At 69.8% G+C, this 24,585-nt stretch carries 17 protein-coding genes and 1 tRNA gene; 9 read left to right on the top strand and 9 right to left on the bottom strand.

Going from position 1 to position 24,585, the window contains the following annotated elements:
* Positions 1-342 precede the first annotated feature (342 nt).
* The gene (locus BKI49_RS31605) at positions 343-1,302 is read left to right on the top strand and encodes an ABC transporter substrate-binding protein (protein ID WP_095937718.1); all 960 of its coding nucleotides are present in this window, start codon (positions 343-345) and stop codon (positions 1,300-1,302) included.
* Positions 1,303-1,459: 157 nt separating this feature from the next.
* Here the strand turns inward: BKI49_RS31605 and BKI49_RS31600 are convergent, their stop codons facing one another.
* Complete coding sequence (locus tag BKI49_RS31600; protein ID WP_095937717.1) at positions 1,460-2,911, bottom strand: MFS transporter; 1,452 nt, start codon at positions 2,909-2,911, stop codon at positions 1,460-1,462.
* A 353-nt stretch (positions 2,912-3,264) separates the two neighbouring features.
* On the opposite strand from BKI49_RS31600, the gene BKI49_RS31595 reads away from it, so the two are divergent.
* The gene (locus BKI49_RS31595) at positions 3,265-3,843 is read left to right on the top strand and encodes a TetR/AcrR family transcriptional regulator (RefSeq protein WP_095937716.1); all 579 of its coding nucleotides are present in this window, start codon (positions 3,265-3,267) and stop codon (positions 3,841-3,843) included.
* 3 nt (positions 3,844-3,846) lie between these two features.
* Here BKI49_RS31595 and BKI49_RS34920 read toward each other — a convergent pair whose 3' ends face one another.
* Together BKI49_RS34920 and BKI49_RS31590 are read right to left on the bottom strand one after the other, a co-directional pair.
* Positions 3,847-4,050 carry a hypothetical protein gene (locus BKI49_RS34920; RefSeq protein ID WP_257005033.1) on the bottom strand — a complete coding sequence of 68 codons (204 nt, stop codon included), beginning with the start codon at positions 4,048-4,050 and terminating at the stop codon, positions 3,847-3,849.
* The gene (locus BKI49_RS31590; RefSeq protein WP_095937715.1) at positions 4,047-4,889 is read right to left on the bottom strand and encodes a DUF429 domain-containing protein; all 843 of its coding nucleotides are present in this window, start codon (positions 4,887-4,889) and stop codon (positions 4,047-4,049) included. Before BKI49_RS31590 ends, BKI49_RS34920 begins: the two co-directional genes overlap by 4 nt.
* A 230-nt stretch (positions 4,890-5,119) precedes the next feature.
* Here BKI49_RS31590 and BKI49_RS31585 point away from each other — a divergent pair, with 230 nt between their 5' ends.
* Complete coding sequence (locus BKI49_RS31585) at positions 5,120-6,334, top strand: chitinase (protein ID WP_179332647.1); 1,215 nt, start codon at positions 5,120-5,122, stop codon at positions 6,332-6,334.
* A gap of 175 nt (positions 6,335-6,509) precedes the next feature.
* Here the strand turns inward: BKI49_RS31585 and BKI49_RS31580 are convergent, their stop codons facing one another.
* Positions 6,510-7,955, bottom strand: coding sequence for a gamma-aminobutyraldehyde dehydrogenase (locus BKI49_RS31580; protein ID WP_095937713.1), 1,446 nt, complete (start codon positions 7,953-7,955; stop codon positions 6,510-6,512).
* 485 nt (positions 7,956-8,440) lie between these two features.
* Here BKI49_RS31580 and BKI49_RS31575 point away from each other — a divergent pair, with 485 nt between their 5' ends.
* Positions 8,441-9,679, top strand: a complete 1,239-nt coding sequence (locus BKI49_RS31575) for a L,D-transpeptidase (protein WP_373557617.1) — start codon at positions 8,441-8,443, stop codon at positions 9,677-9,679.
* Positions 9,680-9,934: 255 nt separating this feature from the next.
* Here BKI49_RS31575 and BKI49_RS31570 read toward each other — a convergent pair.
* The 4 genes from BKI49_RS31570 to sucC all read right to left on the bottom strand — a co-directional run bounded on the left by BKI49_RS31570 (position 9,935) and on the right by sucC (position 14,827).
* Positions 9,935-10,019 (bottom strand) — tRNA-Leu (locus tag BKI49_RS31570).
* A 408-nt stretch (positions 10,020-10,427) separates the two neighbouring features.
* Positions 10,428-11,993 (bottom strand): aldehyde dehydrogenase family protein, encoded by a 1,566-nt coding sequence (locus BKI49_RS31565; protein WP_179332646.1) that lies wholly within the window; start codon positions 11,991-11,993, stop codon positions 10,428-10,430.
* Positions 11,994-12,743: 750 nt separating this feature from the next.
* Positions 12,744-13,685, bottom strand: coding sequence for a succinate--CoA ligase subunit alpha (sucD, locus tag BKI49_RS31560; RefSeq protein ID WP_095937711.1), 942 nt, complete (start codon positions 13,683-13,685; stop codon positions 12,744-12,746).
* A gap of 11 nt (positions 13,686-13,696) precedes the next feature.
* Complete coding sequence (gene sucC / locus BKI49_RS31555) at positions 13,697-14,827, bottom strand: ADP-forming succinate--CoA ligase subunit beta (protein ID WP_095937710.1); 1,131 nt, start codon at positions 14,825-14,827, stop codon at positions 13,697-13,699.
* A gap of 179 nt (positions 14,828-15,006) precedes the next feature.
* Here sucC and BKI49_RS31550 point away from each other — a divergent pair, with 179 nt between their 5' ends.
* From BKI49_RS31550 to BKI49_RS31530, 5 genes are all read left to right on the top strand, one after another.
* Positions 15,007-16,701 carry a thiamine pyrophosphate-binding protein gene (locus tag BKI49_RS31550; protein WP_095937709.1) on the top strand — a complete coding sequence of 565 codons (1,695 nt, stop codon included), beginning with the start codon at positions 15,007-15,009 and terminating at the stop codon, positions 16,699-16,701.
* Between the two features lie 12 nt (positions 16,702-16,713).
* The gene (gene frc / locus BKI49_RS31545; RefSeq protein WP_095937708.1) at positions 16,714-17,943 is read left to right on the top strand and encodes a formyl-CoA transferase; all 1,230 of its coding nucleotides are present in this window, start codon (positions 16,714-16,716) and stop codon (positions 17,941-17,943) included.
* Between the two features lie 3 nt (positions 17,944-17,946).
* Positions 17,947-20,091, top strand: coding sequence for an acetate--CoA ligase family protein (locus BKI49_RS31540; protein WP_095937707.1), 2,145 nt, complete (start codon positions 17,947-17,949; stop codon positions 20,089-20,091).
* Positions 20,092-20,215: 124 nt separating this feature from the next.
* Entirely contained in the window at positions 20,216-21,604 is a 1,389-nt protein-coding gene (locus tag BKI49_RS31535; RefSeq protein WP_095937706.1) for an OFA family MFS transporter, read from the top strand.
* Between the two features lies 1 nt (position 21,605).
* Positions 21,606-23,009: an OFA family MFS transporter gene (locus tag BKI49_RS31530; protein ID WP_095937705.1), complete on the top strand. Its 1,404-nt coding sequence runs from the start codon at positions 21,606-21,608 to the stop codon at positions 23,007-23,009.
* Positions 23,010-23,163: 154 nt separating this feature from the next.
* Here BKI49_RS31530 and BKI49_RS31525 read toward each other — a convergent pair whose 3' ends face one another.
* The gene (locus tag BKI49_RS31525; RefSeq protein ID WP_095937704.1) at positions 23,164-24,321 is read right to left on the bottom strand and encodes a sugar phosphate isomerase/epimerase family protein; all 1,158 of its coding nucleotides are present in this window, start codon (positions 24,319-24,321) and stop codon (positions 23,164-23,166) included.
* Positions 24,322-24,585: the final 264 nt, after the last annotated feature.

Genomic DNA, 24,585 nt, shown 5'->3' with positions numbered 1-24,585 from the left:
CAACCTCCTTGACTTCGTTCCCCGTGGAAGCCCGTTCGCCAGGGCAGTGTGGATCAACGGTCGCGACGGCATGGTCAGGCCGACAAGTGGAACAAGGCCCTCGACGCGGCCCACACTAGCCGCTGCCGCAAGAGTGCGGCCATGATCAACCAAAAAGTGACATGCGAACGCGCCGGTTTCACACGCATATTGACCGCGTTGCGCACACGGGGCGGAGCCGCTCGGTCCCCTTCGGTGATCTATTCGTGTCTTGACGGTCCGCGAGACGGCTCGATTGGATCGTCTGGACCGTCCACACCCCCGCGCTCCGGCCAAGACCGCCCCACCACATGCCAAGTCTGGATGACCAAAGTGACCATCGCCAGAAGCACCAGAAAATCCGCAACGTACGCTGTCTCCCTGCTGGTTGCGGCCTCGGCCGTACTGACGGGCTGCGGTTCCTCCGACGACTCCGGCAAGAGCGACCCGTTGAAGGGTGACACCGCCAAGGGCGGCACGGTCGTCGTCGGTTCGAACAACTTCCCCGAGAGCATCCTGCTCGCCGACATCTACGGCGAGGCTCTCAAGTCCAAGGGGATCAAGGTCAGTTACAAGCTGAACATCGGTAGCCGCGAGACCACCTACGGTCTGATCAAGAACGGCACCATCACGGTCCTGCCCGAGTACAACGGCGCCCTGCTCGCCTACCTCGACGCCAAGGCGGCCCCGAAGACGGTCGACGAGACCACGACGGCGATCAACGCCAAGCTGGACTCGAAGCTCACCCTGCTGAAGCCGTCCACGGCCGAGGACAAGGACGCGGTCGCGGTCAACGAGGCGACGGCGAAGAAGTACAGCCTGACGGACAAGTCGACGATCGCCGACCTCGCCGACGTGGCGAAGGACATCGTGATAGGCGGCTCGCCCGAGTTCCAGACCAGGCAGCAGGGGTTGAAGGGTCTGAAGTCCGTGTACGGGCTGGACTTCAAGTCCTTCAAGGCCCTCGACGCGGGTGGTCCGCTGACCGTGGCGGCGCTCAAGGGCAACAACATCCAGGCCGCGGACATCTTCTCGACGGACCCCGGCATCGCCAAGAACAAGTTCGTGGTGCTCCAGGACCCGAAGAGCCTCTTCGGCTTCGAGAACGTGACGCCGCTCGCGTACAAGAGCGGCCTCTCCTCCGAGGGCGTCTCCGCTCTCAACGCCGTCTCGGCGAAGCTCGACACGGAGACCCTGGTCAAGCTCAACGGCCAGGTGCAGAACGACAACAAGGACCCGCTGGACGTGGCGAAGGAGTGGCTGTCCTCGGCCGGCCTGTCCTGACGCCCGCCTGACCGGACGTCCGCCGGACCAGATGTCCGCCGGACCAGATGTCCGCCGGACCTGGGGCCGGAGCGTGCTTTCGCTCCGGCCCCAGGTCCGTTTGCCGGTTCCGCGTGCCGAGCCGGGACTCCGGCTCGGCAGGCCGGCCGGTGCCGTCTCAGCTCCGCACGCCGACCGGGGCGGTCTCCGCCTCGGCGCCCGACGTGTCGCCGGAGGCGCGGGGCGCGCCGGCGAGACGGCGGGCACGCTGCGCGGGCACGAGGAGCGCGGCCAGCGCCGCGGCCAGGCACAAGAGCGCGAGCAGGCCGAACCCGTGGGTGTATCCGGCCTCGTAGGGCAGCCCGGACGGCTGGAGGCGGCTGGTCACCAGCACGCCGGTCAGTGCGGCACCGATGGATCCGCCGATGGTCCGGATGTTGGCGTTCATCCCGGTCGCGGCACCGGTCTGCTCGGGCGGGACGCTGCCGACGATCAGATTGGCCATCGAGGCGAAGGCCAGGCCGATCCCGAGGCCGAAGACGCCCGCCGCGAAGGCGACATGCCACTGCTTGTCGTGTTCGAGGGTCAGGAAGCCGCAGGCCACCGCGCCGAGCGCGGCCCCGGCGATGAGCAGCTTCTTCGCGCCCAGGACGGGTTCCAGACGGCCGCTCAGCACGCCCGAGCAGAACATCGCGATCAGCATCGGCAGCATGAGCAGTCCGGCGCCGGTGACGCTCGTACCGAAGCCGTACCCGGCGGTGCCGGGCGTCTGCACGAAGCCGGGCAGGAAGGACCAGATCGCGTACATGCCGGCGCCGAAGAGCAGTGCGGCGGCGTTCGTGGTCCACACCGCGGGCAGCCGCATGATGCGCAGGTCGATCAGCGGGCTCTGCGAACGGGCCTCGACGAACAGCCACAGCGCGAACAGCAGTACGGCGGCCGCGAACAGTCCGATCACCCGGCCGGAGCCCCAGCCCCAGTGGGTCGCCTGGCTCAGCGGCAGCAGCAGGGCCACCAGCCAGCCGGACAGCAGGACGGCGCCCAGCCAGTTGACGCGGCCCTCCGCGCGGCGCGGCGACTCGGGCACGTAACGCAGGGCGATCAGCGCGGTGAGGGCGACGACGGCGACGGGCAGCCAGAACAGCCAGCGGTAGTCGAGCGCGGTCACGATGGGACCGGCCGCGACGATGCCGACACCGCCTCCCGCGGCGATGACCGCCGACAGGTTGCTGATGCTGCCGCTCACCTCCGCCGGGGCGAATTCGTCACGGATGATGCCGAAGGACAGCGGGAACAGCGCGCCGCCGATGCCCTGGATCACGCGGGCGACGATGAGCACGCCGATCGTCGGCGCGAGCGCGGCCAGCAGACAGCCGGCGAGCACGGCGACGAGGACGGCCACGAGGGTGCGTTTCTTGCCGACCAGGTCGCCGACCCGGCCGAGGATCGGTGTGAAGACCGAGGCGGACAGCAGATAGGCGGTCATCACCCAGGTCACGGTGGACTGGGAGGTGTGCATCGCGTTCTGGACGGTCGGCAGTGCCGGCGCGATCAGCGACTGCAGCATGGCGAACACGCCCGCACCGGTCGCGAGGACCGTGAAGGTGAGGCGAGTGGATTTTCCGGGCATGAAGAGCCTCTCCGAACAAGCGAACAGGTGCGGCCGGGGTCGTCGGGCCGCGATCGTGGGGACGGGGCGCGCCGCGGGGCGGCGCGCAGCACGCCGACGAGCACACGGAGCGGTCCCCTGAAGGACGTGGAGTGTGGGTGGTGCGGGCGGCGGACGACTCGGTCGTCGCGGGGCCCGCGCCGGTGGCCGACGTCTCGGCACCGGGCGGCGGTACGGGGATGCTGTCGCTCCGGCGCGGTGTGCGGCCGCACACCGCCGAGGCGAACGCACCCCGCACTGCTAAAGTGGAGGTACTCCTCCACTGTACCGGAGGCACACCTCCGCTTCAACCTGGTCCCTTCAGGGAGGCACCCGTGACGGCACAGCCGTTCCCCGTCAGCGATCTCGTCGCGTCCCGGCGCCCGCACCGCAAGGACGCCGCGCGCAACTACGACGCGTTGCTCGCGGCCGCGCGCCAGGCGTTCGCGGAGAACGGCGCGGAGGCGTCGCTGGAGGACATCGCCCGCCGCGCGGGCGTCGGCATCGGCACGCTGTACCGGAACTTCCCCACCCGCCGCCATCTGTTCGAGAGCGTGTACGCGGACGAGGTGAACGACCTGTGCCGGGTGGCCCAGGAGGTCGCCGGGCAGGAACCGTGGGAGGCGCTGGCCTCGTGGCTGCGCCGCTTCGTGGACTACACGGTCACCAAGCGGGCCATCCGCGAGGCGCTCAACGACGAGTCGGAGATCTTCCTGGCCTGCCGCGAGTCCATGTACCAGGCCGGCGGGCCGCTCTTCACCCGCGCGCAGGAGGCCGGCGCGGCGCGCACGGACATCGGCTTCGACGACCTGCTCCGCATGGTGGCCGGCATCACCGCCACCAACTTCCTGGACGACGCTCAGCGCGACCGCGTGCTGGCGGTCGCCCTGGACGGCGTCCGCACGACGCGCTGACGCTCACCGGACCTCGTCCGACGACCCCCGGCACTGTTCGGGCCGGGCGGGCGCGATGATCGTGGCGGCCGTCCCCGGCGCGGCCGGACTCTCGTCACCGAGCACCTGACAGCGCGCCCGCCCGTGGCGCACCCACAGGGCCGCCGTCCAGGCGCACACCAGCGCGTCGTGCCCTGGACGGCGTCCGCACGACGCGCTGACGCTCACCGGACCTCGTCCGACGGCCCCCGGCGCTGTTCGGGCCGGGCGGGCGCGATGATCGTGGCGGCCTTCCCCGGCGCGGCCGGACTCTCGTCACCGAGCACCTGGCAGCGCGCCCGCCCGTGGCGCACCCACAGGGCCGCCGTCCAGGCGCACACCAGCGCGTCGACCAGGTCCTCACGGTGCTTGTACGCGGCCGACGCCAAGGGCGAGGGCTCGTCCGCCAGTCGGCGGGAGACCGGGTGGGAGGAGATCCGCAGCGGCGGATCCGCCACGGCCAGACCCGCCAGGCGCCCGATCAGCCGGTCGCACTCGGCGGCGCGCACCGCCCGCCACTCGGCCGCGGGCACCCCCGCGGGTCTGCGTTTGTACGTGGGGCGCTGCTCGGCATATCCCCATTCGGCCGCCCCGACGAGGGTCGTGTACGGATAGCACTCGGAGATGACCCGCCCGGTGCCCGGCGGCCCGCCCCGTCCGTCGTCGTAGACCCAGCCGGCCGCCCGGAGCCGTTCTCGCAGCACCACACCGGCGAGGCGGGGCGAGGCCAGATTCGTACTGTTCGCGCTCACCTTCCAGCGTCCGTACCGGCGCCCCACCTCACGCTCGCACGGACGCTGCCCCGACGGGTTGTCCACGACCAGGGGCGCGTCGACGAACGCCAGCGCCGGGCCGCCCGCGGCCGCCTCGCCGAGCCAGGCCACGGTCTCCTCGATCCCCCGGGTCCAGCCGCAGTCGAGCACCTCGCCCGAGGCGTCGACGACGGCGACGCCCGTCTCGTTGGGCCCGGACCGGGGGCCGCCCTCGGACCAGGCGAGGTCGATGCCGATGTACCGCTCGATGGCCATGGACGCTGTCCTACCAGAGGCGCGACGGCGTGCGGAGCGGGAGGGCGCAGGGGCGACGGTCCGCGCACGAGGCGGCACCGGTCGGCGAGCTCGCACTCCCGCCCACGGACGCCCGGGTAAAGAGATTGCATGGTCTAGTCCAAAGAGGCGTTTGGTCTAGTCCAACTCATTGACGTGATCGCGACAGCGCCCGGAAGCTGGGGCCCTTCCCCCACTCCCCTGGAGGCACAGTGAGACGTCTTCGCGCATGCCTGGGCGCCGCGGCCGCGGTGAGCCTGGCCGCCGTCGGCACGACCGCACTCGTCGCGGGCAACGCCTCGGGCGCGACCACCGCGCTCAGCAACCGCTGGTACGCCGCCGCCCCGTATCTGATGCCACTGGACAACGACCCGCCGGACGCGGGCGCCATCATGGACGCGACCGGCCTCAAGGCGTTCCAGCTGGCGTTCATCCTGGCCCCCAACGGCGGTGGCTGTTCTCCGACTTGGGGCGGCACCGCGGCGGTCTCCTCGGACACCGCCGTGCAGTCGGTCGTCAACGCCATCCGTGCCAAGGGCGGCGACGTCTCCGTGTCCATCGGCGGATACGGCGGCACCAAGCTCGGCCAGGCCTGTTCGGACCCGGCGTCCACCGCGGCGGCGTACCAGCAGGTCATCACCAAGTACGGCCTGCACGCCATCGACTTCGACCTGGAGGAGCCGGAGTACGAGAACACGGCGGCCATCAGGAACGAGATCGGCGCCGCCAAGATCCTCCAGCAGAACAACCCGGGCCTCTACGTCTCCGTCACCACGGCGGGGACGGCGGACGGCACCGGCTGGTTCGGCAAGCAGATGCTGCTGGAGGCGAAGTCCCAGGGGTTCACGCCGAACAACTTCTCCATCATGCCGTTCGACGGCGGCTTCAACGGCGCCGCCTCGCAGACCAGCGCGCTCACCAACTTCAACGCGATCCTCCAGTCCACCTTCGGCTGGGACCAGGCCACGGCCTACGCCCATGAGGGCTTCTCCGGCATGAACGGCCGCAGTGACACCGGGGAGTACTTCTCGCAGGCGGACTTCCAGACGGTCCTGGACTACGTCACCAGCCACAACATGGACCGCTTCACCTTCTGGTCCCTCAACCGCGACCGTCAGTGCACCCCCGCCGACAACGGCGGGCGCACATCGGGTACTTGCTCCAGCGTGGCGCAGAACTCCTGGGACTTCGCCAAGTACTCGGTGAAGTTCGCGGGCGTCACCCCGCCCACCGGCACTCCCACGCCGACCCCGACGCCGACCCCGCCGAACACCGCGTGCAAGACGGCCTGGAGCTCGACGGCGGTCTACACGGCCGGCAACGAGGTCTCGTACAACAAGCACAACTGGAAGGCCAAGTGGTGGACCCAGAACGAGGCGCCGGGGGCCTCGGAATGGGGACCCTGGCAGGACGAGGGCGCCTGCTGACGGCGATCGCGGCCGTCGGAGCCGTGCGAGGCGGAGCCGTCGGGCGCGGAGCCCTGCGAGGCGGAGCCGTCCGGCACGGAGCCGTGCGGCTCGCGTCCGTCCGGCGTGGGGCCGGGCACCCTGTCCTCCGGGTGTCCGGCCCCGTGCCGTGCCGGGCGACGCACGGCTCAGCGCGTCACAGCGACGTCATCACGTGCTTGATGCGGGTGTAGTCCTCGAAGCCGTACGCCGACAGGTCCTTGCCGTAACCGGACTTCTTGAAGCCGCCGTGCGGCATCTCGGCGACCAGGATCATGTGGGTGTTGATCCACACGCAGCCGAAGTCGAGGCGCTTCGACATGCGCATCGCGCGGGCGTGGTCCTTGGTCCACACGGAGGAGGCGAGTGCGTAGTCGACGCCGTTCGCCCACTCGACGGCCTGGTCCTCGTCGGCGAAGGACTGCACGGTGACAACCGGGCCGAAGACCTCGTTCTGGACGATCTCGTCGTCCTGCTTGAGGCCGGAGACGACGGTCGGCGCGTAGAAGTACCCCTGCTCGCCGACCTGGTGGCCGCCCGTCTCCACCGTGGCGTGCGCGGGAAGCCGGTCGACGAATCCGCTCACCTGGGCCAGCTGATGGGCGTTGTTGAGGGGACCGAAGAGCACGCCCTCCTCGTCGACGCCACCGGTCCTGACGTCGGCGGCGGCCTTCGCGAGCGCGGCGACGAACTCGTCGTGGACGGACTCGTGCACCAGCACGCGGGTCGCGGCCGTGCAGTCCTGTCCGGCGTTGAAGAAGCCGGCGGTGGTGATGCCCTCGACGGCCTGGGCGAGGTCCGCGTCGTCGAACACGACGACCGGGGCCTTGCCGCCGAGTTCCAGGTGGACGCGCTTGAGGTCCTTGGCGGCGCTCTCGGCGACCTGCACACCGGCACGCACCGAACCGGTGATGGCGGCCATGGCCGGTACCGGGTGCTCGACCATCAGCTGCCCGGTGGTGCGGTCGCCGCACACGACGTTGAGCACGCCCGCGGGAAGCCCCAGCTCCTCCAGCACTCCGCCGACGATCTCGGCGAGCAGCACCGTGGAGGCCGGGGTGGTGTCCGAGGGCTTGAGAACCACGGTGTTGCCGGCGGCGATCGCCGGGGCGAACTTCCACACCGCCGTCATCATCGGGTAGTTCCACGGCGCGACCTGCGCGCACACCCCGATGGGTTCCCGGCGGATGATGGAGGTCAGACCCTCCGCGTACTCCCCCGCCGACCTGCCCTCCAGCAGCCGCGCCGCGCCCGCGAAGAAGCGCAGCTGGTCGACCATCGGAACGATCTCCTCGGTCCGGGTCACGGCGCGGGGCTTGCCGGTGTCGCGGCACTCCGCCTCGACGAGTTCCTCGGCACGCGCCTCGACGACGTCGGCGACCCTCAGCAGAAGGCGCTGCCGGGTGCTGGGCGTGGAGTCGCGCCACAGGGCGAAGGCCGCCGCCGCGGCCGTCATCGCCGCGTCCACGTCCGCCGCCCCCGACAGCGGTGAACTGGCGTACACCTCGCCGGTGGTGGGGTCGACGACCGGAAGCGTGCGCCCGTCCTCGGCGTCGACGAACCGTCCGTCGATGTAGTTGCGCAGCGTGCGGATCTCGCTCACGACGTTCTGTGCTCCTCGTGGCAGCTCGGGAATCGCGGAACCGCGGGCAAGGCCGATGACCAGGCCCGATCTCCCGCTCCAGGACACCGACGCTAATCAGCGCGCGGCGGGCCATGAAGTGGCGGATTCGTCCACCGCGAGGACGCCCTGAGGATGATCTGCACACCTGACCGGAGGACGCTTGCACGTCATGGCCCGCGAGGGCCGGGCAGGACGTCCGCTACCCCTACCCGGCCCGGAACAGCTTCGACAGGCTCGCCGCACGCGACGAGCTCGCCGCATCCGAAGTGCTCAGCACCCCTTTTCGTCGCGCGCCATCCGTCAGTCGCGCAGGGCCTCGGCGACGCGCTCGACGGCGCGTGTCATTCACCACAGTTCACTCCTTTAGGTACCGATAGACCCATATAAAGAGTTTTATAGCTACCTGGACTGCCTCGGCATCCAGCTCCAGGGATTCAACGACAGTGACACGGGAGAAGCGTTTGATCACGGCAGGTATAGGGCGCGCCCGGCTGGTGGCCACGGTCGGTGTACTCGGCGGCGTGCTCTCACTCACGGCCCTCGGCGGTACCAGCAACGCTGCTACCGGCGGTAACGACGCCGGGAATCAGCCGAAACCGCAGGCGTCGGCGGATCGGGTGGCCACCCAGGAGGCTTCCGACGCCCGAATAGAGATCACGCCCAAGCAAGGCCCCTACGGCGTCGGGATCAATGACTCCGTCAAGGTCACCGTCAGCAACGGCAAGCTCACCAAGGTGACCATGACCGCCGTCGCGACCGGTGCCGAGGTTCCGGGCGCCCTGTCCGCCGACGGCACGTCCTGGAAGCCGAACGGCAGCCTGGCGCGGGCAACTCAGTATCAGGTCACCGCGGAGGCCACGGACGCCAAGGGCCGCTCCGTCACCGGGAACGCCAGGATCACGACGGTCTCCCCGGCGAACAACTTCATCGGGCACCTCTCCCCCGAGGGCGGCTCGACCGTCGGTGTGGGCATGCCGGTGACGGTCAACTTCGACAAGGCGATCAGCGACAAGGCCGCCGTGGAGTCGCAGATCCAGGTCAGCTCCAGCAGCGGCCAGCAGGTCGTCGGCCACTGGTTCAACGACAACCGTCTGGACTTCCGCCCCGAGAGCTACTGGACGCCCGGCTCCACCGTCACCGTCGAGCTCAACCGCTACGGCATCCAGAAGACGGTCACGTTCAAGATCGGCCGGAGCCAGATCAGCACCGTCGACGCCAAGACGAAGCAGATGACCGTCGTACGGGACGGCAAGACGATCAGGACCATCCCGATCTCGTCCGGCAGTCCCGAGCACCCGACGTACAACGGTCGGATGGTCATCTCCGAGAAGTTCAGGCAGGTCCATATGAACGGTGCGACCGTCGGCCTCACGGAGAAGGACGGCAAGCCCTCGTACGACCTCAAGGCCGTACCGCACGCCATGCGCCTGACCGACTCGGGCACGTTCATCCACGGCAACTACTGGGGTGGCAACTCGGTATTCGGCAAGGTCAACACCAGCCACGGCTGCGTGGGGCTGAAGGACGTCAGGGGCGGTGGTGACGGCAAGCAGCCCGCAGCGTGGTTCTTCGACCACTCGATGGTCGGTGACGTCGTGATCGTCAAGAACTCCGATGACAAGACCACGTTGGCCCCCGACAACGGCCTCAGCGACTGGAACATGCCGTGGGGCGAGTGGGTCGCGGGCAGCGCGACCGGCTGACGCCACGTCGCCCCCCGAGCATCTGGACCTGAATCCCTTCCGCCAGGCGGCGGTCGACACCGTGTCGACCGCCGCCTGCGGCGTCACGACGCTCGAGCAGCCCTCGCCGCGTATGGGACCGCGGTTGCGTTGAGGCCGACAAGAACGGCCCACGCTACGAAGCCCTGGGCATCACCATCAGCTACGAACATGCAAAGAGGGCCGCGACCGTAAGGTCGAGGCCCTCATCTGCGTTTCGTCAATGATTGTTGCGAGTGTCCGAGGGGGGACTTGAACCCCCACGCCCGATAAAGGGCACTAGCACCTCAAGCTAGCGCGTCTGCCATTCCGCCACCCGGACAAGGTGTCTGCCGCCTGGCCGGGAGTGCTCCCCGCGGCGACATGGACAACAATACCAAGCTTTCGGAGTGCCTTTCACCTGCGTTTCCGCGCTGTCGGAGGCCCTACGAGGGAGCGCGGAGGGGGCATCGCGGCCCTTCACCACGGGTGACGGGACGGCTACGGGAGCGTGCGCGAGGTGACTGCCCTTCGACCTCCGCCGGCCGGCCGCGTGCGCGCCGCGTGCCTGGTGCTCCGGCGCCGGAGCGGACGGTGCGCGCGCTCCGGCGCCGGAGATCATCGGGCCCGCGGGTGAGCGGCGCCCCGGCACGGGCGCCGCTCACCCCCTCCCGGCACGTCGAGGCCTCGTCCCAGGAGGGGAGGCCTCGCACGAGCGGGCGGCACGGTCACGGCAGGAGACGGCAGGCCGTCATGGCATGAGGTGGTAGTCCGGGAAGTTGCCGGGCAGCCGCTCCCCCGCCGGTCCCTGCGTCACCGCGCGCACGAGCAGCTCGCCGCCCACGAACGCGCCGCGCCATGACGCCCCGAATCCGCCGAACAGCTCGTCCCGGTCACCGCGCGAGCGCGGCTTGCTCTGCCCGACCTTGAAGGCCCGGATCTGCGGGGCGAGCCGCGCGTACGTCGCCTCGTCGTCCGTCGACAGGGTGGCGACGAGCGCGCCGTTGGAGGCGTTCATGGCGGCGAGGAGTTCGGCCTCGGTGTCCACGAGGACGATGGTGTCGACCGGTCCGAAGGGCTCCGCGTGGTGCAGCGGCGAGGACGGCGGCGGGTTGAGGAGCGTGACCGGCTGGACGTACGCCGAGGTGTCCTGGCCGGGCAGGAAGCGGGCGTCGGACAGGCTGCCGCGGTGCAGCGGGACGGCTCCCCGGTCGATGGCCTCGGCGACCTGGTCGTCGAGCTCCTTGGCCTTCGCCGCGTTGATGACGGGGCCGAAGTCCAGGGTGGGGTACGGGTCGTCGCGCTGCTCGACGGCGAGCGGGTGACCGACCCGCAGGGTACGGACGGCCGGCAGGTACGCGGCGAGGAACTCGTCGAACAGGGCGCGCTGGACGACGAAGCGCGGATAGGCGGTGCAGCGCTGCTTGCCGTAGTCGAAGAGTTTGGGGACGACGGCGGCCAGCGCGTCCCAGTCGGTGTAGTTCCAGATTCCCCAGGTGTTGAGTCCTTCCTGTTCGAGCACGTGGCGCTTGCCGAGGTCGGCGACGGCGGTGGCCACGGCGGCGCCGGTGTCCCGGCCGCCGACGAAGGAGACGCAGCCGATCTCGGGCGCCCGCACCAGCGCCTCGGACAGCTCGCCTCCGCTGCCGCTGACGAGGGTGACGGGGATCCCTTCCCGCGCGGCGAGCGCGCAGGCCAGGGTGAGGCAGGCGACACCGCCGTCGGTCGGGGTCTTGGCGATGACCGCGTTGCCCGCCAGTGCCTGCACCAGCATGGCGTGGACGAGCACGCTCATCGGGTAGTTCCAGCTGGCGATGTTGGAGACGGGGCCTTCGAGCGGGGCGCGGCCGGCCACCATGGGCTCGATGCCGTCGACGTACCAGCGCACGCCGTCGATCGCCCGGTCCACGTCCGCCTGGGCGAGCCGCCAGGGCTTGCCGATCTCCCAGACGAGCAGGAGGGCGAGCAGTTCCCGGTGTTCGGTGAGTGCGTCGAGGGTCGCCGCCACGCGGGCGCCCCGCTCGGCGAGCGGCACATGGCGCCAGGCGCGGTGCTGGTCGAGGGCGGCGCGCACCGCCTGCTGGGCGGTGGCGCCGTCCAGTCGCGGCGGGCCCGCGATGGGGCTCTGGTCCACAGGGCTGGTGGCGGGCAGCGCGCGGCCGTCCGCCTGCCATGCGGCGTTCCAGAGGTTGAGCACCCGGTCGTCGCGGAACGCCTCGGGGGCGACGGCGAGGCATCGCCGCCACGCGTCGGTCCAGGAGGTACCGGACTTGAGGGTGAGGATCTGGGGCGGGGAGATGTCGTGGTGGATTGCCATGGGGTGTCTCCGCTCTCGGTGCACAGTCGGGGGCGGGGGGCGTGGACGGCCCGGCGGGGCCGAGGAGGGTGGCTCGGCCCGTGGGTCGTGCCGGCCGGCGTACCGGACGGGCGCGGACGTCGGTTCCGGTTGGGACGGGTGTCGCGCGGGCCGGTGTCGTACGGGCGTGTGGTGACTTTCGTCGATGTCGCGCGGGCGGGTGGTCGTGGACGTCGGCGCCGGATGGTTGTCGCGTGTGGTGACTTTCGTCGATGTCTTACGGACGGGTGGTCGTGGACGTCGGCGCCGGACGGTTGTCGCCGTCGCGCGGTAGCGCGGGTCGGCGCCATGCGGGCCCGCGGTCGCGCACGGCGACGACATGCCCGGCTGGTTGTCGCGCGGGGCGAGGCCGTAACTGGAGGTCGGTCACGCACGTCGCGCCGTACCGACGGTGGTCGGGTGCGCCGAGCCGTACGGGACGGTGCTCCCGTGCTCCGGCTCCGTGCGGGACGGTGGTCGGGTGCGCCGAGCCGTACGGGACGGTGCTCCCGTGCTCCGGCTCCGTGCGGGACGGTGGTCGGGTGCGCCGAGCCGTACGGGACGGTGGTCCCGTGCTCCGGCTCCGTGCGGGACGGTGGTCGGGTGCGCCGAGCCGTACGGGACGGTGGTCCCGTGCTCCGGCTCCGTGCGGGACGGTGGTCGCCTGGCTGTTCGGGAAGGCGTAGTGCGTGCTCCTTCAGGACGGTAGTGAGACCGTCCCGTTTCCGACAGTCACCTCGCGTCGACTATGAGTGACGTCACGCGCTCTTCCAGGCGCGCCAGCACCAGGCGGGCGGTCTCGGTGGGCGTGCCCCCCACGCGCACCCCGGCCGCCTCCAGTGCCTCCTTCTTCGCCTGCGCGGTGCCCGACGAGCCGGACACGATCGCTCCCGCGTGGCCCATCGTCTTGCCCTCGGGCGCGGTGAATCCGGCGATGTAGCCGATGACGGGCTTGGTCACGTGGTCGCGGATGTACGCGGCGGCCCGTTCCTCTGCGTCGCCGCCGATCTCGCCGATGAGGACGACGAGTTCGGTGTCGGGGTCGTCCTGGAAGGCGGCGAGGCAGTCGATGTGGGTGGTGCCCACGACGGGATCGCCGCCGATGCCGACGCAGGTCGAGAACCCGATGTCGCGGAGCTCGTACATGAGCTGGTAGGTGAGGGTGCCCGACTTGGAGACCAGGCCGATCCGGCCGGGCTTGGTGATGTCGGAGGGGATGATGCCCGCGTTCGCCTGCCCCGGGGTGATCAGGCCGGGGCAGTTGGGGCCGACGACGCGGGTGCCGCGTGCGGCGGCGTAGGCGTGGAAGGAGACGGAGTCGTGGACCGGGATGCCCTCGGTGATCACGACAGCGAGTCCGATGCCCGCGTCGGCCGCCTCCATGACGGCGGCCTTGGCGAAGGCGGGCGGCACGAAGACGACGCTGACGTCGGCGCCGGTCGCCTCGATGCCCTCGGCCACCGAGCCGAACACCGGTACGGAGATGGGGGCATTTCCCAGGCCCTCGAGGCCCTGGGGGACGTCGAAGTCGACGGTCCGGCCCGCCTTGCGGGGGTTGACGCCGCCGACCACGTCCGTGCCGGCCGCGAGCATCCGCCGGGTGTGCTTCATGCCCTCGCCGCCGGTCATGCCCTGGACGAGGACCTTGGACTCCTTGGTGAGAAAGATGGCCATGTCCGGCTCCTTCAGCTGGCGACGGCGAGTTGGGCGGCGCGGCGCGCGGCGCCGTCCATGGTGGTGGCCTGTTCGACCAGGGGGTGTGCGCGTTCGTCGAGGACGGCCCTGCCGCGTACGGCGTTGTTGCCGTCGAGCCGCACCACGAGCGGTTTGGTCAACCGCACGCTCTCCAGGGCCTGCACGATGCCGTCGGCGACGGCGTCGCAGGCGGTGATGCCGCCGAAGACGTTGACGAAGACGGACTTCACCGAGGGGTCGGAGAGGACGACGGACAGGCCGTCCGCCATGACCCGGGCGGAGGCTCCGCCGCCGATGTCGAGGAAGTTGGCGGGGCGGGCTCCGCAGCCGGCGACGACGTCCAGCGTCGACATGACCAGTCCCGCGCCGTTGCCGATGATGCCGACCTCGCCGTCCAGTTTCACGTAGTTGAGGCCCTTGGCGGCGGCGGCCTCCTCCAGCGGGTCGTCGTGCGCGGTGTCCTGCTCGCCCCAACGCGATTGGCGGAAGCGGGCGTTGTCGTCCAGCGTGACCTTGCCGTCCAGGGCGAGGATCTGTCCCTGGGCGGTCCGCACGAGCGGGTTGACCTCCACCAGGACGGCGTCCTCACGGGTCAGTACCTCCCAGAGCCGCACGAGGACGTCCACCGTCTGCGGCGGCAGACCGGCCGCTTGTGCGATGTGGGCCGCCTTGGCCGAGGTGACGCCCTCGGCGGGGTCGATCGCGACGCGGGCCACGGCCTCGGGCCTGGTCGCGGCGACCTCCTCGATCTCCATGCCGCCCTCGGCGGAGGCGATCGCGAGGAAGCGTCCGGCGGCGCGGTCGAGGACGTAACCGACGTAGAACTCGGTCTCGATGTCGACGGGTTGGGCCAGCATCACCTTGCCGACGGTGTGCCCCTTGATGTCCATGCCGAGGATCTGGCGCGCCGTCAGTTCGGCGGCTGCGGGGTCCGCGGCGAGTTTGACGCCGCCCGCCTTGCCGCGCCCTCCGGTCTTCACCTGAGCCTTGACGACCACGCGGCCGCCGAGCCTGCGGGCGATCTCGCGCGCTTCCTTGGGCGAGTCCGTGACCTCGGCCCTCGGCACCAAGATGCCGTATTCCTCGAAGAGTTCCCTTGCCTGGTGCTCGTACAGGTCCATTCCCGGCTCCTGTCTGCTGAGTCATCTGGGGAGCGACCCCCAGGCCTTCGAAAAGTGCCGCGCGCCCCCTGGACACCACCCACCGGATGCGGGATAACAAGCTTCATACAGTATTCGTCGACTGTATGCAATGTACCGCGAGAGCGTTCCAACCCCCTACGAAGGGACAGGACTTCGCCATGCCCGACGGCAGCAGCGACACCAACACGACCTTCATCTCCGGTGGGCACCTGGTCGCCAAGGCACTCAAAGCGGAGGGTGTGGAGGTCATCTACACCCTCTGCGGCGGCCACATCATCGACATCTACGACGGCTGCGTCGACGAGGGCATCGAGGTCGTCGACGTACGCCACGAGCAGGTCGCCGCCCACGCCGCCGACGGTTACGCACGCATCACCGGCAAGCCGGGATGCGCCGTGGTCACGGCGGGTCCCGGGACCACCGACGCGGTGACCGGCGTCGCCAACGCCTTCCGCGCCGAGTCCCCAATGCTCCTGATCGGCGGCCAGGGAGCGCACACCCAGCACAAGATGGGGTCCCTCCAGGACCTTCCGCACGTCGACATGATGACGCCGATCACCAAGTTCGCGGCGACGGTGCCGGACACCGCGCGCGCCGCCGACATGGTGTCGATGGCGTTCCGCGAGTGCTACCACGGGGCGCCCGGCCCCTCCTTCCTGGAGATCCCACGGGACGTCCTGGACGCGAAGGTGCCCCTGGAGAAGGCCCGCATCCCCGCGGCCGGCCGCTACCGCGCCTCGACCCGCTCGGCCGGCGAGCCCGAGGCGATCGAGAAGCTCGCCGACCTGCTCGTGCACGCCGAGAAGCCGGCGATCCTGCTGGGCAGTCAGGTCTGGACGACCCGCGGCACCGAGTCCGCGATCGACCTCGTGCGCACCCTGAACATCCCCGCCTACATGAACGGCGCCGGCCGCGGCACGCTGCCGCCCGGCGACCCGCACCACTTCCAGCTCTCCCGCCGCTACGCGTTCTCCAACGCCGATGTCATCGTCATCGTCGGCACACCCTTCGACTTCCGCATGGGCTACGGCAAGCGGCTGTCGCCGGACGCGACCGTCGTGCAGATCGACCTCGACTACCGGACCGTCGGCAAGAACCGCGACGTCGACCTGGGCATCGTCGGCGACGCCGGGCTGATCCTGAAGTCGGTGACCGAGGCGGCCTCCGGCCGCATCAACGGCGGGGCGTCCAAGCGCAAGGAGTGGCTGGACGAACTGCGGGCCGCCGAGCAGACCGCGATCGAGAAGCGGCTGCCCAGCCTGAAGTCCGACGCCTCGCCCATCCACCCGTACCGACTGGTGAGCGAGATCAACGACTTCCTCACCGAGGACTCGATCTACATCGGCGACGGCGGCGACATCGTCACCTTCTCCGGGCAGGTCGTACAGCCCAAGTCACCGGGCCACTGGATGGACCCGGGCCCGCTCGGCACGCTCGGTGTCGGCATCCCCTTCGTGCTCGCGGCCAAGAAGGCCCGGACCGACAAGGAGGTCGTCGCCCTCTTCGGCGACGGCGCCTTCTCCCTGACCGGCTGGGACTTCGAGACCCTCGTCCGCTACGACCTCCCCTTCGTCGGCATCGTCGGCAACAACTCCTCGATGAACCAGATCCGCTACGGCCAGGCCCAGAAGTACGGCCTGGACCGCGAACGGGTCGGCAACACCCTCGGCGACGTCCACTACGACAAGTTCGCCCAGATGCTGGGCGGTTACGGCGAGGAGGTCCGCGACCCCGCCGACATCGGCCCCGCCCTGCGGCGCGCCCGCGAGTCGGGCAAGCCGTCGCTGATCAACGTCTGGGTCGACCCGGACGCGTACGCCCCCGGAACCATGAACCAGACGATGTACAAGTGAGGTGACCCGGCCATGACCAAGGCTCTCGAAGGCATCCGAGTCCTCGACATGACGCACGTCCAGTCCGGGCCCTCCGCGACCCAGCTGCTGGCCTGGCTGGGCGCGGACGTCGTCAAGCTGGAGGCGCCGACCGGCGACATCACGCGCAAACAGCTGCGCGACCTCCCGGACGTCGACTCCCTCTACTTCACGATGCTCAACTGCAACAAGCGGAGCATCACCCTGAACACCAAGACCGAGCGCGGCAAGGAGATCCTCACCGAACTGATCCGGCGCTCCGACGTCATGGTCGAGAACTTCGGCCCCGGCGCGGTCGACCGCATGGGCTTCACCTGGGACCGCATCCAGGAGATCAATCCCCGTATCGTCTATGCCTCCATCAAGGGGTTCGGGGACGGCCCGTACACCAACTTCAAGGCGTACGAGGTCGTCGCGCAGGCCATGGGCGGGTCGATGTCGACCACCGGCTTCGAGGACGGACCGCCGCTGGCGACGGGGGCCCAGATCGGTGACTCGGGCACGGGCGTCCACGCCGTGGCGGGGATTCTCGCGGCGCTGTTCCAGCGGGAGAACACCGGGCGTGGGCAGCGGGTCAACGTCGCCATGCAGCATGCCGTGCTCAACCTCTGCCGGGTGAAGCTGCGCGATCAGCAGCGCCTGACGCACGGCCCGCTCGCCGAATATCCCAACGAGGACTTCGGCGACGAGGTTCCCCGGTCCGGGAACGCGTCGGGCGGCGGGCAGCCGGGCTGGGCCGTCAAGTGCGCGCCGGGCGGGCCCAACGACTACGTGTACGTCATCGTGCAGCCCGTCGGCTGGAAGCCGATCAGCGAACTCATCGGGCGCCCCGAGCTGGCGGACGATCCCGAGTGGGCCACTCCGGAGGCCCGGCTGCCCCAGCTCAACAAGATGTTCCAGCTCATCGAGGAGTGGTCGTCCACCCTCCCCAAGTGGGAGGTGCTGGAGAAGCTGAACGCCCACAACATCCCCTGCGGTCCGATCCTGTCGACCAGGGAGATCATCGAGGACGAGTCGCTGGTCGCCAACGAGATGGTCGTGACGGTGCCGCACCCGCAGCGCGGCGAGTTCACCACGGTGGGCAGCCCGCTGAAGCTCTCCGACTCTCCCGTGAACGTGACCAGTTCGCCGCTGCTCGGCGAGCACAACCAAGAGGTCTACATCGGCGAGCTCGGCCTCGGCGACGAGGAACTGCGCCTGCTCAAGTCGAACGGAGTGATCTGATTGATGGCCGAAGACCGGGTGCTGAGGGTGCGCACGCTCCTCGACGCCGTGCGGGCCGAGGGCCGGACCGCGCTCACCGCGCCCGAGGGAAAGGTGATCGCCGACGCGTACGCGATCGCCGTCCCCGGCGAGGAGCTCGCGACGGACGTCGACGAGGCGGTGGCCTGCGCGGCGCGCTTCGGCGGGCCCGTCGTGATGAAGATCGTCTCCCCCGACATCCTGCACAAGACCGACGCCGGCGGCGTGATCGTCGGCGTGCAGGGCGCGGCGGACGTACGGGCGGCCTTCCACAAGATCGTCGAGAACGCACGGGCGTACGACCCGCAGGCCCGAATCGACGGCGTCCAGGTGCAGGAACTGCTCCCGAAGGGCCAGGAGGTCATCGTCGGCGCGGTCACCGACCCGACGTTCGGGAAGGTCGTCGCCTTCGGGCTGGGCGGAGTGCTGGTCGAGGTCCTCAAGGACGTCACCTTCCGCCTCGCCCCCGTGGACGCCGACGAGGCGCTGTCGATGCTCGACTCCATCCGCTCGGCGGAGATCCTGCGCGGGGTGCGCGGCGCCCCGGCGGTGGACCGGTGGGCGATCGCGGAGCAGATCCGCCGGGTCTCCGAACTCGTCGCGGACTTCCCGGAGATAGCCGAGGTGGACCTCAACCCGGTGATCGCCACCCCGGAGGGTGCCGTCGCCGCGGACATCCGCGTGATCCTCGCGGACGGAGTCCCCAAGGAGCGCCGCAAGTACGGCCGCGAGGAGATCCTCACCTCGATGCGCCGGCTGATGCAGCCGTCGTCCGTCGCCGTGATCGGCGCCTCCAACGAACAAGGCAAGATCGGCAATTCGGTCATGCGCAACCTCGTCGACGGCGGCTTCTCCGGGGAGATCCACCCGGTGAACCCCAAGGCCGATGACATTCTGGGCCGCAAGGCGTACAAGAGTGTCACGGACGTTCCCGGTGAGGTGGATGTGGCGGTCTTCGCGATCCCCGCCAAGTTCGTGGCCTCGGCCCTGGAGGAGGTGGGACGCAAGGGGATCCCCAACGCCGTACTGATCCCCTCGGGCTTCGCGGAGACCGGCGAGCAGGAGCTCCAGGACGAGATCGTGGCCATCGCCGAACGGCACGGCATCCGGCTCCTCGGCCCCAACATCTACGGCTACTACTCGACGTGGCAGGACCTGTGCGCCACGTTCTGCACCCCGTACGACGTGAAGGGCGGCGTCGCGCTCACCTCGCAGTCCGGCGGCATCGGCATGGCGATCCTCGGCTTCGCCCGCACGACGAAGACCGGCGTCTCCGCGATCGTGGGGCTCGGCAACAAGTCGGACCTGGACGAGGACGACCTGCTCACCTGGTTCGGCGAGGATCCGCACACCGAGTGCATCGCGATGCACCTGGAGGACCTCAAGGACGGACGTGCCTTCGTGGAGGCCGCCCGCGCGACGGTCCCGAAGAAGCCGGTCGTGGTGCTCAAGGCGGGCCGTACCGCGGCCGGGGCGAAGGCGGCGGGTTCGCACACCGGGGCGCTCGCCGGCGACGACGCCGTCTACGACGACATCCTGCGGCAGGCCGGCGTCATCCGGGCGCCCGGCCTGAACGACATGCTGGAGTACGCGCGCGCGTTGCCGGTGCTCCCCGCCCCCAAGGGCGACAACGTCGTGATCATCACCGGCGCGGGCGGCAGCGGTGTGCTCCTCTCGGACGCCGTCACCGACAACGGCCTGTCCCTGATGGAGATCCCGCCGGACCTGGACGCGGCGTTCCGGAAGTTCATCCCGCCGTTCGGCGCCGCGGGCAACCCGGTCGACATCACGGGCGGCGAGCCGCCGTCGACGTACGAGGCGACGATCCGTCTGGGCCTGGAGGACCCGCGCATCCACGCGCTCGTCCTCGGCTACTGGCACACCATCGTGACCCCGCCCATGGTGTTCGCCGAGCTCACCGCGCGCGTGGTGGCCGAATTCCGCGAGCGGGGCATCGAGAAGCCCGTCGTCGCGTCGCTCGCGGGCGACGTCGAGGTGGAGGAGGCCTGCCAGTACCTCTACGAGCGCGGGGTGGTGGCCTACCCGTACACGACCGAGAGGCCGGTGGCCGTCCTCGGTGCGAAGTACCGCTGGGCGCGCTCGGCGGGGCTGTTGGGGGGCGGTTCATGAGGTGACCGAGCGCGGGGGCGGTCGACGGTGCGCGTCGGCCGCCCCCAGGACCCGTGCGCACACGAAAGGCATTTGGACAGGGGGCGCTGGCCAGATCTTTCGACGCAAGGGGTGCTGATCCGACATGACTACCGCCGACCTTTCTACATCCGTCCCCTACAGGGAGGTGACGGATCGCAACGGCCGCCTTTACCGCATCGGTGAGACCGACCGCGACATCATGGGGCGACCACGCTGGACCATGGTGCTCTTCCCCTGGATGGGGATGCTGGGCATCAGTTCCTCGGAGTACGCGTTCACATCCGCCGAGGACACCCTGCACGACGCCCATCTGTGGAGCAGTGGGCACATCTTCTGGCTGATGGGCGTCTGGGTCTTCTTCCAGGCCGCCGTCGCCTTCCCCGCCGGGCAACTGCGCGAGAGCGGGCGGCTGCCCGCGCGGTACGCCATGTTCCTCGGCGCGCTCGGCACGATTCTGGGATATCTCTCGCTCGCGTTCGCACCGCATGTCACCGTCGCCTACATCGGCTTCGGCATGTTCAGCGGCATCGGCGCCGGCTTCGTCTACGCGACCTGCGTGAACATGGTCGGCAAGTGGTACCCGGAGCGCAAGGGCGGCAAGACCGGCCTGGTCAACGGCGGTTTCGCCTACGGCTCGGTGCCGTTCGTCTTCCTGTTCACCTCCTACATGGACCTCAGCAACTACCAGGGCGTCCTCATCTCGGTCGGCCTGATCTGCTGCGCCGTGGTCGCCTTCGCGGGCTGGTTCTTCAAGGATCCGCCCAAGGGGTGGTGGCCGCCGCACGTGGACCCGCTCAAGGTGTCCGACGACCCCAAGATCCGGCGGGCACTGGAGAAGAACCCGCCGGCCGTCAAGCAGTACACCCCGAGGGAGGCCGCCCGTACCCCCGTTCTGTGGATGATGTGGTTCTGTCTGCTGTGCACCGCGGGGATCAACATCTTCGGCATCGCCTTCCAGGTGCCGTTCGGCAAGGACATGGGTTTCGCCGGAGGGATCGTCGCCACGGCGATGTCCCTGAAGGCCATCGTCAACGGAACCGGCCGCGGCGTGATCGGCTGGATCTCCGACCGCTTCGGGCGCCGCAACACACTGATCATCGTGTGTCTGGTCCTCGGCTCCGCGCAGTTCGGTGTGCTCGTCTCCGGCCAGATGGGCAGCATGCCGTTCTTCCTGTTCTGCTCCATGGTCTCCGGCTTCGGCGGCGGGGCGATCTTCCCGCTGTTCGCGGCCATGACGGCGGACTACTTCGGCGAGAACAACAACGCCTCCAACTACGGCATGGTCTACAGCTCGAAGCTGATCTCGGGCCTCGTCGGCTCGGGCATGGGCGCGGTCGTCGTGGGCGCCTGGGACTACCACGGCGCGTTCGTGCTCGCGGGCTCCATCGGCCTGGCCTCCGCCGTGCTGGCGCTCTTCCTGAAGTCCCCGGGCCGCCCCAGGGCCCGCGGCATCGTCCCCAACCCGCAACCGCTCGGCGAGGAGATGGCGTGAAATGACGACGGAACGCATCGCCGCACAGGGCTCACCGGCCGGCGCCGGCGCCTCGAACCGCTCGTACCGTGAAGTCACCGACGCCCGGGGCCGCGTCTACCGGATCGGCGAGACGGACCGGGACATCCTCGGACACTCCCGCAAGTTCATGGTGTACCTCCCGTGGGTCGCCATGATGGCCATCAGCGTCTTCGAGTACGCGTACGGCTCCGCCGAGGACACCCTGTCCCACGCGCACGGCTGGACGCAGAGCAACACCTTCTGGATCCTCAGCGTCTGGGTCTTCTTCCAGGCGGGCGTGGCCTTCCCCGCGGGCTGGATGCGGGAGAAGGGCATCCTCACCGCCCGCAAGGCGATGTACCTCGGCGCGGGCATGTGCGTGATCGGCTTCCTCGCCCTCTCGCACCTGAGCAACGTCCTCCTGGCGATCCTCGGCTTCGGTGTCATCGGCGGCATCGGCTCCGGCTTCGTCTACGCGACCTGCATCAACATGGTCGGCAAGTGGTTCCCGGAGCGCCGGGGCGCCAGGACAGGGTTCGTCAACGGCGGATTCGCCTACGGCTCCCTGCCGTTCATCTTCATCTTCAACTACGCGTTCGACACCGGGAACTACCACCGCGTCCTGGACCTCATCGGGTGCTACGTGATGATCGTCGTGCTGTCCTGCGCGTTCTTCTTCAAGGACCCGCCGAAGAACTGGTGGCCCGCCGACATCGACCCGCTGACCCACGGCGGCGACGCCAAGTCGGCCGCCAGCCTGGCCAAGAACCCTCCCGCGGTGAAGCAGTACACACCCAAGGAGGCCATCAGGTCGGGAGTGCTCCCCTTGATGTGGATCACCCTGGTCATGACCGCCGGCGTGTCGATCTTCGGGATCTCCTTCCAGGTCGACTTCGCCAAGGAGGTCGGCTTCGGTCCGCTGGTCGCGGCGTCCTCCATGGGCATCATGGCCGTCATCAACGGCATCGGGCGGGCCGTCGTGGGCTGGCTGTCCGACACCTGGGGCCGCAAGATGACCCTGGTGTTCGTCATCGTGGTCCTGGGGCTCGCGCAGTTCGGAGTGATCTGGGCGGGCGACATCAAGAGCGAGTGGCTGTTCCTGTTCTTCGCCTTCCTCTCCGGTTTCGGCGGCGGCGCCTTCTACCCGATGTTCGCGGCGCTGACTCCGGACTACTTCGGCGAGAACTACAACGCCACCAACTACGGGCTGGTGTACAGCGGCAAGCTGATCAGCGGCCTGTTCGGCGGCGGGCTCGGCTCGATGGTGGTCGCCGCCTGGGGCTACAACGGCGCGTACGCGCTGGCCGGCGGCATCTCGATGGTGGCGGCGGCGATCGCGCTGCTGCTGAGGCAGCCCGGACGGGACAGCGACGTCCTGACGCCGACGCCGCAGCCGGCGGGCTGACGGACCGTCTCCCGGCCGGCCGCGCCGGCGGGCGGGAGACGCGCACGGCAGCGAGTACCGATCAGGCGGCCCTCCCCACATGGTGCGTCGTGGGGAGGGCCGCCTGATGCGCTGCTCCTGGCTCAGTGGCGCCCGTCGCCGGGACGCCGGTGCGTCAGCGGCACTTGCGCAGGGCCGCGATGTTGTCGTACCCGATCTTCGCGTGGTTCAGCGACTGGGCCGGGTCGGTGCCGCTCGGGGCGTTGTCCTGCTCGACCATCGGGTTGTGGTAGTTGCGGGCCCCGACGCGCGAGAAGAACGTGGTGTAGTCGATGACGCCGGTGCCGAAGGGCACCATGTCGTATCCCATGCCGTTCGTGGTGTTGACCGTGCCGTCCTTCGCGTGGAAGAGCGGGTAGCGCTTGTTGTTGCGCACGACGAGTCCCGCCGGGTCGAAGACCTTCTCCCGGGTGGAGCCGTCGTGGGCGGTGTAGGTGTGGAACTTGTACTGGGCCACGTGCGCCCAGAAGATGTCCATCTCCAGCCAGACCACCTTCGGGTCGGTGACCTTCAGGAAGTACTCCAGCTTGCGGATGCCGGAACTGCGGGTCGGGCGGCCCTGGGCGTCCAGCGGGCCCCCGTCGAGCAGGAAGCCGTAGGCCGCGTCGTGGTTGTGGGTGTACAGCTTGATGCCGGCGCGGCGGGCGATCTCGCCGAGCGCGTTCCACTTGTCCGCGGCCACGTCCCAGTCGGCGCGGTAGGCGCTGCCGGTGGGGTCGCCGCCGGTGCCCATGTGGTCCATGCCGAGGATGTTGGCGATTTCCAGATGCTTCTTGAAGGTGTCCAGGTCGGGCGTGGTGAAGGGCCAGGAGGACGGTATGAAGCCGTGGTTGCCCTGGGCCCGCAGTCCGTACTCGTCGAGCCAGGAGCGCAGCAGCTTCGCGCCCTCCACGGACTCCAGGTTGGCGCCGCCGGGGGCGTTGGCGTGCTGGCCGTATCCGGCGAACTCCACCTGCCGGTAGCCGAAGCGCGAGAGCTGCGCGAAGACCTCGCGGAAGCCCGAGGGCAGGTCGGTGGAGAGCGGGTCACGGCCCGTCGCGTCACGGACGGTGTAGAGGATGATGCCCCGCTTGTCCGCGGGGACAAGGACGTCGCCGCCCTGGTCTCCTCCTCTGCCCCGCTCCTGGGCGAGGGCCGGCGAGGCGCCGAGGACGGGGGCGGCGATCGCCGCGGTCGCGGCGGCGGTGCAGGTGCTGAGGAAACGGCGGCGGCTGACGCCGAGGGTGCGGCGCAGGGCCTCGCCGGTTCCGGATGCGTCGTTGAACGCGGTCACGGTGTCTCTCTTTCGGGTCGGTGTTCAGCTGGGTCGGGTGCCGGAGGTCTGCTGCTCGTGCGCGTGATCGCCGCGTTCCGCGGGCAGGGCGTCCCTGACGCACGGCGGTCGTGCGTCAGGGGTGCGCGGGACGCGTTGCCAGTGGCGCGTGGTTCACTTTCTGTAGTTGCTCGTCACGGCTCGTGAGGCCTCGTCAGGTGAGGCCGGCCAGGTCGAGCAGCAGGGATTTCACTTCGGTGGCCGCGACGCGGCCGGTGACTGCGC

This window comes from Streptomyces sp. Tue6028 (assembly GCF_002300165.1).
GTDB classification, from domain to species: Bacteria; Actinomycetota; Actinomycetes; order Streptomycetales; family Streptomycetaceae; genus Streptomyces; species Streptomyces siamensis.
This window is presented reverse-complemented; position numbering and strand designations above follow the sequence as displayed.

Bases quoted from the DNA above. Each gene is read 5' to 3' on its own strand.
- BKI49_RS31535 (WP_095937706.1), top strand. From the start codon at position 20,216: ATGACTACCGCCGACCTTTCTACATCCGTCCCCTACAGGGAGGTGACG.
- BKI49_RS31565 (WP_179332646.1), bottom strand. From the start codon at position 11,993: ATGGCAATCCACCACGACATCTCCCCGCCCCAGATCCTCACCCTCAAG.
- BKI49_RS31530 (WP_095937705.1), top strand. From the start codon at position 21,606: ATGACGACGGAACGCATCGCCGCACAGGGCTCACCGGCCGGCGCCGGC.
- BKI49_RS31605 (WP_095937718.1), top strand. From the start codon at position 343: ATGACCAAAGTGACCATCGCCAGAAGCACCAGAAAATCCGCAACGTAC.
- BKI49_RS31540 (WP_095937707.1), top strand. From the start codon at position 17,947: ATGGCCGAAGACCGGGTGCTGAGGGTGCGCACGCTCCTCGACGCCGTG.
- BKI49_RS31600 (WP_095937717.1), bottom strand. From the start codon at position 2,911: ATGCCCGGAAAATCCACTCGCCTCACCTTCACGGTCCTCGCGACCGGT.
- sucC (WP_095937710.1), bottom strand. From the start codon at position 14,827: ATGGACCTGTACGAGCACCAGGCAAGGGAACTCTTCGAGGAATACGGC.
- sucD (WP_095937711.1), bottom strand. From the start codon at position 13,685: ATGGCCATCTTTCTCACCAAGGAGTCCAAGGTCCTCGTCCAGGGCATG.
- BKI49_RS31550 (WP_095937709.1), top strand. From the start codon at position 15,007: ATGCCCGACGGCAGCAGCGACACCAACACGACCTTCATCTCCGGTGGG.
- frc (WP_095937708.1), top strand. From the start codon at position 16,714: ATGACCAAGGCTCTCGAAGGCATCCGAGTCCTCGACATGACGCACGTC.
- BKI49_RS31590 (WP_095937715.1), bottom strand. From the start codon at position 4,889: ATGGCCATCGAGCGGTACATCGGCATCGACCTCGCCTGGTCCGAGGGC.